The organism is Shewanella gelidii (assembly GCF_014647855.1).
GTDB lineage: Bacteria > Pseudomonadota > Gammaproteobacteria > Enterobacterales > Shewanellaceae > Shewanella > Shewanella gelidii.
The window spans coordinates 127675-142602 of sequence record NZ_BMPZ01000005.1 but is presented as its reverse complement, the minus strand read 5'-3'; the positions used below and the strand labels follow the sequence as shown (position 1 = coordinate 142602).

At 44.3% G+C, this 14928-nt stretch carries 8 protein-coding genes; 6 read left to right on the top strand and 2 right to left on the bottom strand.

The features are described 5' to 3' along the window. Positions 1-13 precede the first annotated feature (13 nt). Positions 14-772, bottom strand: coding sequence for a sortase-associated OmpA-like protein PdsO (gene pdsO / locus IEY18_RS11120; RefSeq protein WP_188920799.1), 759 nt, complete (start codon positions 770-772; stop codon positions 14-16). A 321-nt stretch (positions 773-1093) separates the two neighbouring features. Here pdsO and pdsR point away from each other — a divergent pair, with 321 nt between their 5' ends. From pdsR to IEY18_RS11100, 4 genes are all read left to right on the top strand, one after another. Beyond that, positions 1094-1786, top strand: coding sequence for a proteobacterial dedicated sortase system response regulator (gene pdsR / locus IEY18_RS11115; RefSeq protein ID WP_188920797.1), 693 nt, complete (start codon positions 1094-1096; stop codon positions 1784-1786). 11 nt (positions 1787-1797) lie between these two features. Further along, the gene (pdsS, locus tag IEY18_RS11110) at positions 1798-4008 is read left to right on the top strand and encodes a proteobacterial dedicated sortase system histidine kinase (protein ID WP_188920795.1); all 2211 of its coding nucleotides are present in this window, start codon (positions 1798-1800) and stop codon (positions 4006-4008) included. Positions 4009-4119: 111 nt separating this feature from the next. Beyond that, on the top strand, positions 4120-5805 hold the full coding sequence (locus tag IEY18_RS11105; RefSeq protein ID WP_373290741.1) for a M28 family metallopeptidase: 1686 nt from the start codon (positions 4120-4122) through the stop codon (positions 5803-5805). An 867-nt stretch (positions 5806-6672) separates the two neighbouring features. Continuing rightward, on the top strand, positions 6673-7584 hold the full coding sequence (locus tag IEY18_RS11100) for a LysR substrate-binding domain-containing protein (RefSeq protein ID WP_188920938.1): 912 nt from the start codon (positions 6673-6675) through the stop codon (positions 7582-7584). Between the two features lie 86 nt (positions 7585-7670). Here IEY18_RS11100 and focA read toward each other — a convergent pair whose 3' ends face one another. Continuing rightward, positions 7671-9254: a formate transporter FocA gene (focA, locus tag IEY18_RS11095; RefSeq protein ID WP_188920793.1), complete on the bottom strand. Its 1584-nt coding sequence runs from the start codon at positions 9252-9254 to the stop codon at positions 7671-7673. 954 nt (positions 9255-10208) lie between these two features. Here focA and IEY18_RS11090 point away from each other — a divergent pair. Next, positions 10209-11741, top strand: coding sequence for a DUF3360 family protein (locus tag IEY18_RS11090; protein WP_188920791.1), 1533 nt, complete (start codon positions 10209-10211; stop codon positions 11739-11741). A gap of 846 nt (positions 11742-12587) precedes the next feature. Further along, positions 12588-14870, top strand: coding sequence for a formate C-acetyltransferase (gene pflB, locus IEY18_RS11085; protein WP_188920790.1), 2283 nt, complete (start codon positions 12588-12590; stop codon positions 14868-14870). Positions 14871-14928 lie beyond the last annotated feature (58 nt).

Genomic DNA, 14928 nt, shown 5'->3' with positions numbered 1-14928 from the left:
TCGTTGTCCTAGATTAACGATTAACCGCAACTTCACTTTGCGGAGACATCATTTTTAGAGTCACTCGACGATCGAAGAAGTCATTCTCAAAGCTTTGCTCTGCCATCAATGGCGCTGAAGCGCCATAGGCTTTATCGGTCAGTCTGTTTTCAGAAACCCCTTGGCTAACAAGATAGTTTTTTACTTCTACAACTCGTTGATTTGAAAGCACTAGGTTGAAATCAGAATCACCGCGGCGGTCTGCATAGCCTGTTAAATCTAAGGTGAGTGCGGGTGACAAAGACATCATCAAAGCCACTTTATCTAGCTGCTGCTTAAAGTGCGGTTCGATTTCAGCAGAACCGGTTTTAAATTGCACATTGAGGCCGAGAGCTAATGCAGTCAGCTTATCCTGCTTCATTGACTTTAATGATTTCAGTTCACGCTGGGCATTGGCATATTGCTCAGATAGGTTTTGTAATGACTGCTGTTGATTTTCTAAAGCGGTCAATTGCTGGTATTGCTGTTCAATTTGCGCCTGCTGTGCATCAATAATGTCCTCATTCGAGCTAGATTCACCGATAACTCCCCCTGCAATAGCACCAACAAATGCTCCAACGGGTCCACCAACCACAGCACCAATCACAAGTCCGGAGCCAAAACCAATTGCTTCAGCCGTTTGATCGTGTTGCGGCATATTTTGCGATGCAGCCGTTGAAGCTTCGCTTGCAAGAGTCTGGGTTGATAGTGTCATAGCGCCAATAACACACAGTGCGATAATTTGCTTTTTCATTTTGTATCCCTTATTCATCATTTCATTCATTTTTAATTGTTCTAGGCAGTCGGAAGCTAAGATTCCAAAATGCACTAGGCTTCAAAACCAACGTCTATCTATCTCAAATAATCATTCAGTGTTGTGATTTGCTTAGGTGTATTAAACCGTATGGAAATGTCGGTGTTCGGGCTCAAAAATGGCATTACAATCATCAAATGTGGCAACAATATGGCAATCACGATTCGGTAGTTTTTTCTCTAATATTTTACTGTATAGTCACAGCATTCCTTATCAATAGGTCACCACTTAAGGTAACCCCAACTCGGTAATAATGAGGCTATGAAACGGATTGCAATTGTTGAAGATGAAGCGGCTATTCGTGAAAACTACAAAGATGTCCTACAGCATCAAGGTTATGCAGTGCAGACCTATGCAAATCGCCCTTTAGCCATGCAGGCATTTCAAGTGCGGCTGCCAGATCTAGCGATTATTGATATTGGCCTCGAAGATGAAATTGATGGCGGATTCACCTTGTGCCAGTCTCTGCGTGCGATGTCGACCTCACTGCCCATTATTTTTCTAAGCGCACGAGACAGCGACTTTGATACGGTCTGTGGCCTTCGCTTAGGCGCAGACGACTACCTCACTAAAGACGTGAGCTTTCCGCATTTGATCGCTAGACTCGCAGCACTCTTTCGTCGCTCAGAGCTCGCCAACCAGCAACCACTCGCCAGCAATATTATTGAACATGGTGCATTAACTATTGATGTGAACCGAATGCAAGTGAAATGGGAGGAACACGCTATTGAACTCACGGTCACTGAGTTTTGGATGGTGCATGCCTTAGCTAAACGTCCTGGCCATGTTCGCAGTCGCCAAGATTTGATGCAGGACGCGAAGATCTATGTTGATGACAGCACAATCACTTCTCATGTGAAGCGGATCCGCAAAAAGTTTTTGTCGGCAGATCAAGCATTTGACTGTATTGATACGGTCTATGGTATGGGGTATCGCTGGGATAGCCAGGGGTAACCAAGACAAAAATGTTAAATGTGCGCATAGGCCTAAGAACCAAAGTCATCATTCTGTCTCTCTTCCTATTATGCTTACCTTGGCTAGGGTACCAATATGTGTGGGAAATGGAGAAATACCTAAGGTATGGCCAAGAGAAAACTTTAGAGGGTACAACACAAGCACTTGCCACAGCATTACATGAGCGCCCTAAGTTATTTAACAACCAAGCCAGTTTTTTAAGCCAAGTGCAAAAAGGGCGAGATTTATATGCCTACCCGCTGCAAGGCCCTATACAGCTCGATGGAAAACTGAATGATTGGGACGATTATCAACATCGTGTACTTAGCTACGATACTACACACGCCATTTTCCAGAGGGACGAGTCAACCCAATCAACAGTCAAATTTAACCATGTCGTCGGTAAATATGGCGGTTATTTATATGGCTTTTTTCAAGTTAGCGATCCGCAGGTGTTATATCGAAGTAAAAATAGCCTCAGTGTGGCAAAAAATGATCACTTATCTATCGCCACGCTAGCGCCTGACGGCGAATTCCGGCGCTATATCGTAGCCACCACACAAGATGGGTGGATCAATGCATTTGAACTTCCTCTCGACCCCTCTCTCAATACGCCAGTGGAGCCAGAAATACGCATTCAAGGCCAGTGGCAAAAAACGCAAGATGGTTACAATATTGAGTTTCGAATGCCGCTGACCATGGTGGGAAGTAAGCTAGGCTTTGCAATTCACGATCTCAATTTGCCAAGCAACTCTACAATACAACCCACCAAATATAGTCAGCGTCAACTGGATGCCATCATCGGTACATCGTCACTTGAGAGTGTGGACCAACTCGGCACGGTATTAGTACCCTCTCCAGAAATTGAACAAATAATTAAAGGCATGAGCCACAACAGCTCTCGTATTTGGGTTGTTGATAAACATGGTCGAGTCTTGGCCAAGTCAGGGGATATTCGCAGTAGCAGCACTGCATGGGTTCAAAATAACCTCGAAGCGAAACCCAACAATCTATGGCAAGGATTCAAGCAAGACTATTTATTACCCCTGTACTATAAAATTTTAACTAAACCCCCTAAAGATTTCATTGATTCTCTAGAAGACTCCACCGAGCTGGAAGGCAGCCATATTCAACGTGCATTAAAGGGCAAGAAAGGGTCAACATGGCGCCTCACTCCCGACAGTAAAGCGGTGGTACTTGCCGCAGCCAGCCCAATATGGATAGACGACCAAGTTATGGGTGTTGTAATTGCCGAAGAAACCACTCATGGGATCCGCACCTTACGCAATAAAGCGTTAGAAAAGCTGTTTAATGTCATCCTCACCATCATGAGCATGGGCACTTTTGCTCTGTTTATTTTCGCCTCAAACATTTCAAGCCGTATTCGAGCTTTGCGAGATGAGGCCGAAAATGCCATTGATAGCCAAGGCCGTGTCACCCAGGCGATCGTTCCATCTAAAACTCGTGATGAAATTGGTGATTTATCCAGAAGCTTTGCCAATATTGTCAGTCGGCTGGGCCAGTATACCCACTATCTCGAAAACATGGGCTCTCGTTTATCCCACGAGTTCAGAACCCCTGTCGCCGTCGTGCGTTCATCATTAGAGCATCTGAACTTACAGTCCCTAGGCCCTGACGCGCAGAAATACGTTGATCGAGCCCATGAAGGGGTAAATCGACTCAATATGATCCTCAATAATTTAAGTGAAGCCACGCGCCTTGAAGAGAGTTTATCCCAAGCAGAAACGAGCGAATTCCCTCTCACTGAAGTCATACAAGGGTGTGTTCAGGGCTATCAGATGACATATCCTCAGCATACCTTTAACATCGCCGTGCCTGACGACAAACTCATAATGCATGGCGTCCCTGAATATATTGCCCAACTGATGGACAAACTCATTGCCAACGCCATTGAATTTAGCGAAGACGATAAACCCATTGAGATCAATCTCAGCTTGAACCACGGATCTCACGGCAAATATGCCAACTTAACCGTGAACAATATTGGCCCTGAGCTTCCAGACAATATGGCGGAACAAATTTTTGAGTCGATGGTTTCTGTACGCCGCCAACAATCACAAGACAAACCTCACCTCGGGCTTGGACTCTATATAGCAAGGCTTATTGTTGATTTTCATCAAGGGACAATTCTTGCATGCAACCGCCAAAACGCACAGCAACAACATATGGGTGTAGAAATTGAGATAAAGCTACCAATGTAACACTTGGAAACAGTCTGATACTTGCGGTTCGAAAGCCGTTTGACCATGATATTGGCAAACGCTCCGCTACCGCGGCTATCTATCTAAAAATTAAAAGAATAGAACCCTACTATGTACTCATTACTCAAACGATGTACCTTCCCCTTTTTGATGGTTTTTTTGTTCAGCGCCTGCTCGCTTTCCCAACTCCAGGGCACAAATCAAGACATTTCCTCCGTAACTCAATTTGCACCGGTCACTTTTGATGAAGCCAAATACCGTCAGGATATCCAAACCTTAGCTTCAGATGCTTTCGAAGGGCGTGCGCCGACAACCTATGGCGAAAAACAAACCATTAATTATTTAAGTGCTGCATTCTCAGAAATGGGACTGACTGGAGCCAATCAAGGTAGCTTTTTACAAGCGGTGCCCATGGTGAGCTATACCGCAAGTGAGGTTCAACAAGTCACTATGGCGGGGATTCCCATGGTCCATAAACAAGATGTTGTTTTAGGTAGTCGCAACGATATCCCGCAAATCAACATTAAAGGGGCCCCGTTAGTATTTGTTGGCTATGGCATTCATGCGCCTGAATATAACTGGAACGATTATCACGGCATAGATATGCGTGGAAAAATCGCGGTGATCTTAGTGAACGACCCAGGCTTTGCTCATCCGGAATCAAAGCGATTTAACGGAAAAGCCATGACCTACTATGGCCGTTGGAACTACAAGTTTGAAGAAGCTGCTCGGCAAGGAGCGCTCGGCGCAATCATTGTACATCAAACCAAACCCGCCGCTTACCCATGGTCTGTGGTCCGCAATAGCTGGACTGGCCCCCAACAGGATCTGACAGGCACCAGTCATCAGAACTTACAAGTCGAAGGTTGGATGAGTCTTGAATCCGCAAAGAATGTTTTTAGCAAAGCTCAATTAGATTTTGAGAGCATTGCCTATAAAGCATCTCTGCAACCAACTCAAATTGCGCTGCAACACAATGCTGATATTCACTTTGAAAATAGTGCTAGTTATACCAATAGCTACAATGTAGTCGCAACGCTACCCGGATCTGAAGCTGCTAGTGAGCATGTAATTTTTACAGCCCATTGGGATCATCTTGGCAAAGACCCTGCTTTAACAGGCGATCAGATTTATAACGGCGCATTAGATAATGCCACTGGTACTGCTGCCATACTAGCAATGGCGCGTCAGTTCACTGCGCAAGCTAAAGCAGGGAAACCGCTCAAGCGAAGCCTGACATTTATCGCGACTACGGGTGAAGAGCAAGGGTTGCTAGGCTCTCGTTATTATGCCGCCAACCCTATATACCCCATTGATGACACCATTGCTGTTATCAATATTGACGCATCTAATGTCTATGGCCGAACCAAAGATTTCACCATCATAGGTAAAGGTAAATCAGACTTAGAAGAAATCATTGCAAGCGCAGCAAAAATCCAAAATAGACATACAACGGCTGAATCACGCCCCGAAGCAGGTGGCTTTTTCCGCAGCGATCACTTCAGCTTTGCAAAGCTTGGCGTACCAGCAATATATGCCCGTGGTGGCAAACAGCCTATCAATGAACAAACTGCGACTTATAAGCAAGCAATGCAAAAGAAAATGCAAGGCTGTTATCACAACACTTGCGATGAATACCATGCCGATTGGGATTTAAGTGGTGCGCTTGAAGATATGACATTGTTCTTTCAAACGGCTGCGGCTGTGGCTAACAGTGATTTAAGACCCGGTTACTACAAAGAAACTGAATTTCACCATCTTCGCCCAGCGAATGCATCGCAGCCAAGCAGTAACTAAAAGCCGAGTTGCTTTTATAGTACGGGCTGACCGCATCACGCAGTATGTATTGATGTAAATCGTCAAGCTGCGCTTGTTCAAAGTTATTCCGATGCGGGCAACACGCTCCAACTGCTACGACGGGTTCACGAATTCGCGCTGCAGCAACATTGAGTCGGTAACGTTTAGCCCAAAGTGCTGAGCGCTCCATATTGATTGCCGAGCTTTTACCGCTCAAACTGCAGTGGCCCATTAAGCAAATGATTCACATTTTTTGGGAACGTTTTAGCGATGAAATAATTCTCCCCTAACCCTGTTTTTTGCTCGACAACACAACTTACACAAAATTTGAGCGCACCGTCACCACGCAGTCAGCAAACCTTAGAATCAGCATTTATGGCTGTTTAAAGCCTATCTCATTTCAACAAGTGACAATCGAATGAGTCATCTTTGCTCATCATTTTTACGATTCACCAAGAGTTTATCGTACGGCCTAGGGTTAAAAATTATTGATAATCCGATTCAGATTAGCGTTTTCAATATGAGTATTAAGAAATATATAACGCTAAAATATGCTTCGCTATCGGCAAAAGTTGTTAAATAAAGCAGCCAAGTTGCTCGCTCCTTTTTAAAAACCGGTTGATTTCAGGACTTAACTACCTATAAGTGGTTAATATAATTCTGTTTTTATGCATAGCCAAAACGCTACCTAGCTCGCAAACTATCACCTGACTTCTAAGAAGCTGCACACTTTCGAGGAATGGAAATCCATCGAGCTTGTTGCGCTGCAGGCGAAGCTCTAAAATTAATTTCAGTAAAGATATCAACTTATTTGATATGCTAGCAGCCTTTCGTTGGCACCGAGCTCAAAAGGAAGTGGAATCTATGTTGAAGTATTCATTGAAGCAATTAGCGGTGTTTGATGCCGTTGCCAGTTTTGAAAGTGTTAGTGCCGCAGCTAAAAAGCTCTCCATGACTCAATCCGCAGTTAGCATGTCTTTGTCACAACTAGAAAGCCTACTTGGCCGACCTCTTTTTACTCGACAAGGAAACCGGTTAACCCTGAGCCACTGGGGCAGCTGGCTGAGACCAAGGGCAAGACGCTTGCTGCAAGACGCACAACAAATTGAACTGGGATTACATGATCAACAGCTGATCAGTGGTGTTTTTCAGCTATGTTCCAGCCAAACAGCAGCGGAACATCTGTTACCCGATCTTATCAGTAAGATTGATAATGACTTCCCAGAACTCCGAATAGAATTGATGGTTGAAAACACCGACCATGTGATCGAAGGCATACTTAACTATGATTATGAGCTAGGAATTATTGAAGGCCGCTCTGATGATAGCCGTATCCACCAAGAAAACTGGGTCGATGACCACCTGGTTATTGTGGCCGCACCACACCACCCTTATGCAAATTACGAAGAAGTCAATCTTGCACAATTAGAGCAAGCGAAGTGGGTTTTACGTGAACAAGGCGCTGGTACACGAAGAATATTTGATGGCGCACTCCACGGCCTGATTGAAAACATCAATGTCTGGAAAGAGTATGAGCAAGTTCCTGTACTCAAATCAATGGTAAAGCACGGCCCCTATATCGGCAGCCTTCCCTTTTTAGACGTTGAGAAAGATGTTGCTGCGGGCACCTTGGTGATCCTGCCGACACCACAGCTCGATATGAAGCGAACGCTCTCATTCGTATGGCGCAATGATTCTGGCGAGAACCCATTAAGAGACTGCGTATTATCTGAAGCCAGGCGCATGATTAAAGAGCGCTTTAAAAACAAACGGTTTTAAGCACTTTACCAATAAAAAAAGGCTAGCAACATGCTAGCCTTTGATGGTAGGTGGCTGATGCCCCCTTTACTTAACGTGAATCAAGCCTAAGCAACAGCTTTGTGATCCGCTGGATGGGTGATGCCATCATGTTTAGGGCTATAAAGCTTGGCAAACATTTGCATTAGTGCATCTCGGCGGATAACACCACATAAACGACCATTTTCCACAACAGGGTAAGCGCTCGGCGCATTCGCAGCCGCTTCTTTCAATCTCTCTTCATAACTTTGATAGCCCCCACTGATATACATACCGGATCCCGTTACTGGGAACAACTTATCTTTATCAACCACCATAAATTCTAATAATTGAACGACCTTCTCTGTTGGTGTCACCGTCAACATTTTAGTTTGCATGATTTCTTTCATCGTGATCGGAAGCTGAGACGCAAACTCTTCAGACCAAAGTGAGCGCATTAAATCCTGCTCGGAGACAAAGCCAAGCAAAGTCTTATCTTTATCAACAACAGGAGCGCTGCGTAAATTGGCTTCAGCGAGCTTTATCAGCGCTTGATAGATATTCGTATCAATAGAGAAAGCAAGTGGTTTTGTATCCATAAGTTCGCTAACGATAAGTTTTTGAATTTTGTTTTTCATGACTAAGTCCTCTTGACTTGGTTGATATTGAATTTTTGCATTAGATTGAGTTTTAGCTGTGATTAAGTGGCTTTCTACAGCATGCATAGATTGTGGACTCACGTGCAGCGAGGGGTGTGCACTGGGCGCTTGGTTATTGGTTGAGTCAATCCAAAAGTAACCAAGCCCCACAAATACAGCGCCACCGAGAATATTGCCTAATGTGACTGGGATGAGATTATGTAAAACGAAGTTATAAATTGTCAGATCCGCAAACTTCTGAGGTGCGATATTCAGTGCAGTAAAGAATTCCGCTCCGGCAAAATTTTGAACAGCAATCCCTAGGGGCACCATGAACATATTGGCAATGCTATGTTCAAAACCACTACTGACAAACATGGCCACAGGCAAGATAAGCAATAAAGCCTTGGCAAGTGCATCCTTACAGCTAAACGTCATCCACACGCCTAAACACACCAGCAAGTTACACAAGGTTCCTAGTGCAAAGGCCTGCCCCCAGCTATGGTGAATTTTATGTTGAGCAACATGAAGGGCGTTAAGACCCCAAGCGTTGCCGTCTAAACCATAAAGCTGGGATGCCATGACTAACGTGAGGATCAAAAGTGCACCCGCCAGGTTACCGAAATATACCCTTGTCCAGCAGCCTAGCAATTGACCGGTCGTCACACGTTTCTGAGCCCAAGCAATGGCACTAAGTACCGTGCTTGTGAATAACTCTCCACCCAACACCACGACTAAAATGAGCCCCATGCTGAATGCGATACCACCACTAAAGCGAACCAAACCCCATGCGCCAGGTTCTGAGCCTGTTGTTACCGTAAGGTAAAAAATAAATGCGAGTGCGATAAATGCACCGGCAAATATAGCTAAGCCAAATGATTGCCCCTTATGTTTAGTCACTTTTGCCTGACCAAATACTGCAGCTTTGTCAAAAGGCGTCTCTACTTTCGAAGGTTCAATTGCCACGAGGTGATTAGATCGCTCTGCTCGAAACCTTTGCAGTAGTGCACTTTGCTCAACGCTGGCCCCACTCATAACAGTACCCGCATTGGATTGCGGCTCCCATAAGTAGAGAAATGAATTCCTGCTACATTCATAATTAACTCCTTGATTGATTGCGTTAAGTTCTAGGCTCGCAATCAGAATAGGAGTAAAAAACCAAAAATAATATTTGGAAATTTTTAAGAAAGGCATCAATGGAATTGATGGACTGCAATCTAAGAATATTTGCGCTGTCTTCGCGAGAAATAAGCAGAAGTGCTGCGCCAAACTGAGCGTGATCGTGTTGGCATTTTTATAGAATACGTGCCCTACATCTGGCACCACAACGAGCGGACTCTGAAAAACAACAATTGATACTGAGTATCAATTGTTGTTTAGAGCACTCAAACCCACCCCATATTTAATGTAAAAGCATCGCAGACTGAGAAATTAAAAAACGTCTCATATTCTTAGCTTTACTCATATTTAGGAGGGGAAATCGAAAGCAAGCCCTCTGATCGACGAACCGATCGAACACAGAGTTGTTAAAATTATAAACCGATCTATCTACAAATTTGATAGTGACTATTTATATTGATCACATTCAGCCACATAACCCTGCCTAAGCCACAATCTGCCAGACAATGTGAACAATAAAACAACGCAATTAGTGTGCCTGATTTTTCCAGCCCATATCGCTCAGAGTGCAAATGTTAACTCGCTCCCAAATCCCTTATAACAAAGCCCCTAAAAGGTGTCCGGAAATGGCGAGTGTGTTAATATTTTAGAGGTAAATTGGTCTGACCAATTTTAAATAAGAACTATCGAACCATACTTGCATCTCAGACCACTGAAGAAGAGCTACTTCAAATCCTTGGTCAAAATGCAGCAAAGGTTAACGAGATTGAGCTATAACATTTAAGTCATGTTATTGCTACAAAGTCGCTCTGAGGATCATTCAACAGAGAGATGAGCAATGTCGCTAGCCTTTTCGGAGAATGAGAAACTATGTCTAAAACAGTAAAATCAGAAGGAAAGGACGCTTCAGAGCAAAGCTATAGCGAACTGCACCGTCCATCATCTGAGTTTGAAAGCCGCAGTGACTATTTGGATCATGAACTACAGATCATGAAGCCAAAAATCTGGGGTTTAAACTTACCAGGTCGTGATTTCCGCTTTGAGTGGGAAGATTTAGTTCCTGCAATCGCAGGTACCATCGGCATTACGGTAATGTACTCAGCAGTAATGGCAGCTTGGGCCGCAGGCTTAACTGAAAAGTGGGACCATGTAAACTTAGGCGCTGAATTTGCTATTTCAGTTGTTCGAGTTGAAATGCTTATCCCTGCCCTTTTATTCTGTGTCATCAGTTCAGGCTTTATCAACCCAAGAGCTAACTTGGCTGGTAACCATGGCCCAATGATCCCATTGATTGGCGCAATCGCACTTGCTGGTGCTCACCCTCTAGCACTTGCAATCTTGCTTGGTATATTTGGCCTCTTGCTCAGTTACTTCAAGGGGGGCTCCAAACTGGTTAACCTCACCAGTAGCGGGGTTGCCGGTGGTCTCCTAGTATTCCTAGGGTTTATGGGTTCGAAAAGCCAAATTGGTTCTTTGTTCACATGGGCAGACAGCCTCCAAGCTAAACATGCGTTAGATTACAGCCTAAGCTACGTCGCGTTCTTCATCCTATTGGTGAACGTTGTTGTTTACTCTGTACTAGCGAAGTTTGAAAAACGTTGGTTAGCCATCCCACTTTGTTCGATTACAGCAATTATCATTGCATTCGGACTAGGTGCTGGACTTGACCTTCAGTTTGTTACCGCTCCTGGTATCCCTAACTTAAACCCAGTTTACTGGTGGGGTTCTACTGAGGAAGGTTGGCAGCTTGGTTTACCAAACATGCAACACTTTATTGCATCTCTACCATTTGCAATTCTAGCTGTAGCAATGTGGTCTCCTGACTTCCTAGGTCACCGTATTTTCCAAGAGTTGAACTACCCGAAAGGCACTGAAAAAGTATTGATGGATGTTGATGACACCATGACAACTTGTTCAGTACGTCAAATGGTTGGTACTGCACTTGGTGGCGGTAACATTACTTCATCTTGGGGTACGTACATGATCCCAGCTGCGATTGCGAAACGTCCAATCCCAGGTGGTGCGATTCTACTCGGCCTACTTTGTATCATCGTTGCTGTAGCTGGTTACCCAATGGATGTAACGGTATGGCGCCCAGTGATGTCAATCGCTCTTCTTGTAGGTGTATTTTTACCTCTACTTGAAGCGGGTCTACAAATGGTCAAAGACACAGCAAGCAGCCAGTCTGCGGGTATCTGTATCTTTGCAGCATTCGTATCGAACCCAGTTCTAGCATGGGCTCTTACCATGTTATTAGATAACAATGGCTTAATTGGTGATAAAGAGCGTCCTAAGACACTTTCTTTCGCTGACCGCGTTGTTATTCCTGGTCTTGCCTTCTCTATCTGTCTAGCAGCAATGCTTGCAGTTGGCATGATTAAAGGTATCCCTGCACTACTTTAATTCGTAATGCATGATGGTTCGGCTGGTTATTTTCTAGCCGAACCTCGTTTCAACTGCTTTAATTAATGAAAGCTAAACCACCCGCTACATCTTGTTAACAACAGGAGCCGAGCAACAAAATTCAACAAATTGTGAAACATAGAGTCTGTTTAACATTTCAGGTTAAATTTTAAGCGGATTTGCAAAGTGTGATCTAAGGCGAGCTAGGCAATTTTCGAACAGAACAAAGCCAAAAGAAATTGTTAACTGGCTAGCAAAATTAGCATTAAGCCCCCCAAAAACGGGCTGAAAAGATGTTCGTAAAAAGGGGATGTGCTAATATATATGGGAAATTGGTCTTACCAATTTTAAGACTGCGAGTGTTGAGGGGAAATTTCCCTAATCAACTAAACAGGATAAAGCGTCTCAACATTTGTAAAAATCGAGACGCATGTAAACAAGATTTAGAAAGTCGATATGACGAACAAATGAATTGTTGAATCTATCGTTTTTCAAACAGAATTTGTGTCGGTGATTAATTCATTATTTGGTCATCGAACATATAACCGTAATCCGGTTTACTGACGATTTGCTGAGACATCTGCTATTGCATTTAGGACTCACTCAAATAGCCAGCAGGTCAGATTACAAATAACGAATTTTGCCAATTGTTAGAACCTCAGTTTTATCAGTTAGTGGGATTCACCTAGAACGAATGTTTTAGGGATTGTTTGTGCTGGCATAAGTAAGACTATGCCCTCAGAAACAATATGTGGGACATCATTATTGGTTGGTAAACGTCGACCATCAGGGCTAAGCCTAAGTCGATAGCCAATAACCTTTACTCAACAAGAAGGTATTAGTACGATGACAGAGAAAACCGAACTATTTGCAAGCGCGTGGGATGAATTCGCACCGGGCGATTGGAAATCTGAAGTTAACGTTCGTGACTTCATCCAAAAGAACTACACTCCTTATGAAGGCGATGAGTCTTTCCTAGCCGGCCCTACTGAAGCTACAACAAAGTTGTGGGACAAAGTAATGGAAGGCATCAAAATTGAAAACAGCACTCACGCGCCTGTTGATTTTGATACTGACAAAGTTTCTACCATCACTTCTCACGACGCTGGCTACATCGACCAAGACCTAGAAACAATCGTTGGTCTACAAACTGAGAAGCCACTTAAGCGTGCAATGCTACCTAACGGTGGTATTCGTATGGTTGAAGGTTCTTGCAAAGCATACGGCCGCACTCTAAACGAAGACATCAAGTACACCTACTCTGAGCTACGTAAGACTCACAACACAGGTGTATTCGACATCTACACGCCAGAAATTCTAGCTTGTCGTAAGTCTGGTGTATTGACTGGTTTGCCTGATGCTTACGGCCGTGGTCGTATCATTGGTGATTACCGTCGTGTAGCACTATATGGTATCGATTTCTTGATGGCTGAAAAGTACAAGGAATTCGGTTCTCTACAAGCTGACTTCGAAGCTGGTGAAAACCTTACTTACACCATGCAGCTTCGTGAAGAGATTGCTGAGCAACACCGTGCACTAGGTCAAATGAAAGAAATGGCTGCTAAGTATGGCCTAGACATTTCTCGTCCTGCTGCTAATGCTAAAGAAGCTATCCAGTGGACTTACTTCGGCTACCTAGCTGCTGTTAAGAGCCAAAACGGTGCTGCAATGTCTCTAGGTCGTACTTCGACTTTCCTAGACATCTACATCGAGCGCGATCTGAAGAACGGTGTTATCACTGAAACTGAAGCGCAAGAAATGGTTGACCATTTCGTCATGAAGCTACGTATGGTTCGTTTCCTACGTACTCCAGAATACGATCAACTGTTCTCTGGTGACCCAATCTGGGCAACTGAAACTATGGCTGGTATGGGTCTTGACGGCCGTACTATGGTGACTAAGTCTTGTTTCCGTTTCCTACACACGCTTTACAACATGGGTCCAAGCCCTGAGCCAAACATCACTGTTCTTTGGGCTGATGCTTTGCCACAAGCGTTTAAAGAGTACTGTGCGAAAGTATCTATCGATACTAGCTCTATCCAGTATGAAAACGATGACCTAATGCGTAACGATTTTGAATCAGACGACTATGCAATTGCATGTTGTGTGAGCCCAATGATCGTTGGTAAGCACATGCAGTTCTTCGGCGCTCGTGCAAACCTTGCAAAAGTTATGCTTTATGCAATCAACGGTGGTGTTGATGAGCTTTCTAAAGCACAAGTAGGTCCTGTTTCTGACAAGATCACTTCTGAAGTTCTTGACTTTGACGACGTATTTAGCCGTCTAGACACGCTAATGGATTGGTTAGCTAAGCAATACGTTGCTTCTCTAAACGCAATTCACTACTCACATGACAAGTACTCTTACGAGTCTGCGCTTATGTCTCTACATGACCGTGATGTGAAGCGTACTATGGCATGTGGTATTGCTGGTCTATCTATCGCTGCTGACTCTCTGTCTGCGATTAAGTACGGCACAGTGAAGCCTATCCGTGACGAAGACGGTATTGCAATTGATTTCGACATCAGCGGCGACTACCCGAAATTTGGTAACAACGATGCTCGCGTAGATGACATCGCTTGTGACCTAGTTGAGCGCTTCATGGCGAAAATCCGTGACCTTAAGATGTACCGTGACGCAATTGCTACCCAGTCTATCCTTACGATTACTTCTAACGTTGTATATGGTAAGAAAACTGGTATCACGCCTGATGGTCGTCCAGCTGGCGCGCCATTCGCTCCAGGTGCTAACCCAATGCACGGTCGTGATGAGAAAGGTGCAGTCGCGTCTTTGACTTCTGTTGCTAAACTTCCATTTGCTCACGCTCAAGACGGTATCTCTTATACCTTCTCTATCGTGCCAAATGCACTAGGTAAAGATGACACTGGTCGTCGCGCTAACCTAGCGTCTCTAATGGACGGTTACTTCGCTAATAACCAGTCTCGTGAAGGTGGTCAACACTTGAACGTGAACGTTATGAACCGCGAAATGCTTGAAGATGCAGTTGTTAACCCAGACAAGTATCCTCAGCTAACTATCCGTGTTTCTGGTTACGCAGTGCGTTTCAACGCACTGACTCCAGAGCAACAGCAAGACGTTATCACTCGTACTTTCACCAAAGGCCTATAATTTAGCCCTTTTCACTAAATCACAGGCGGCCTCAATGGGGCTGCCTGATACAGGAGTC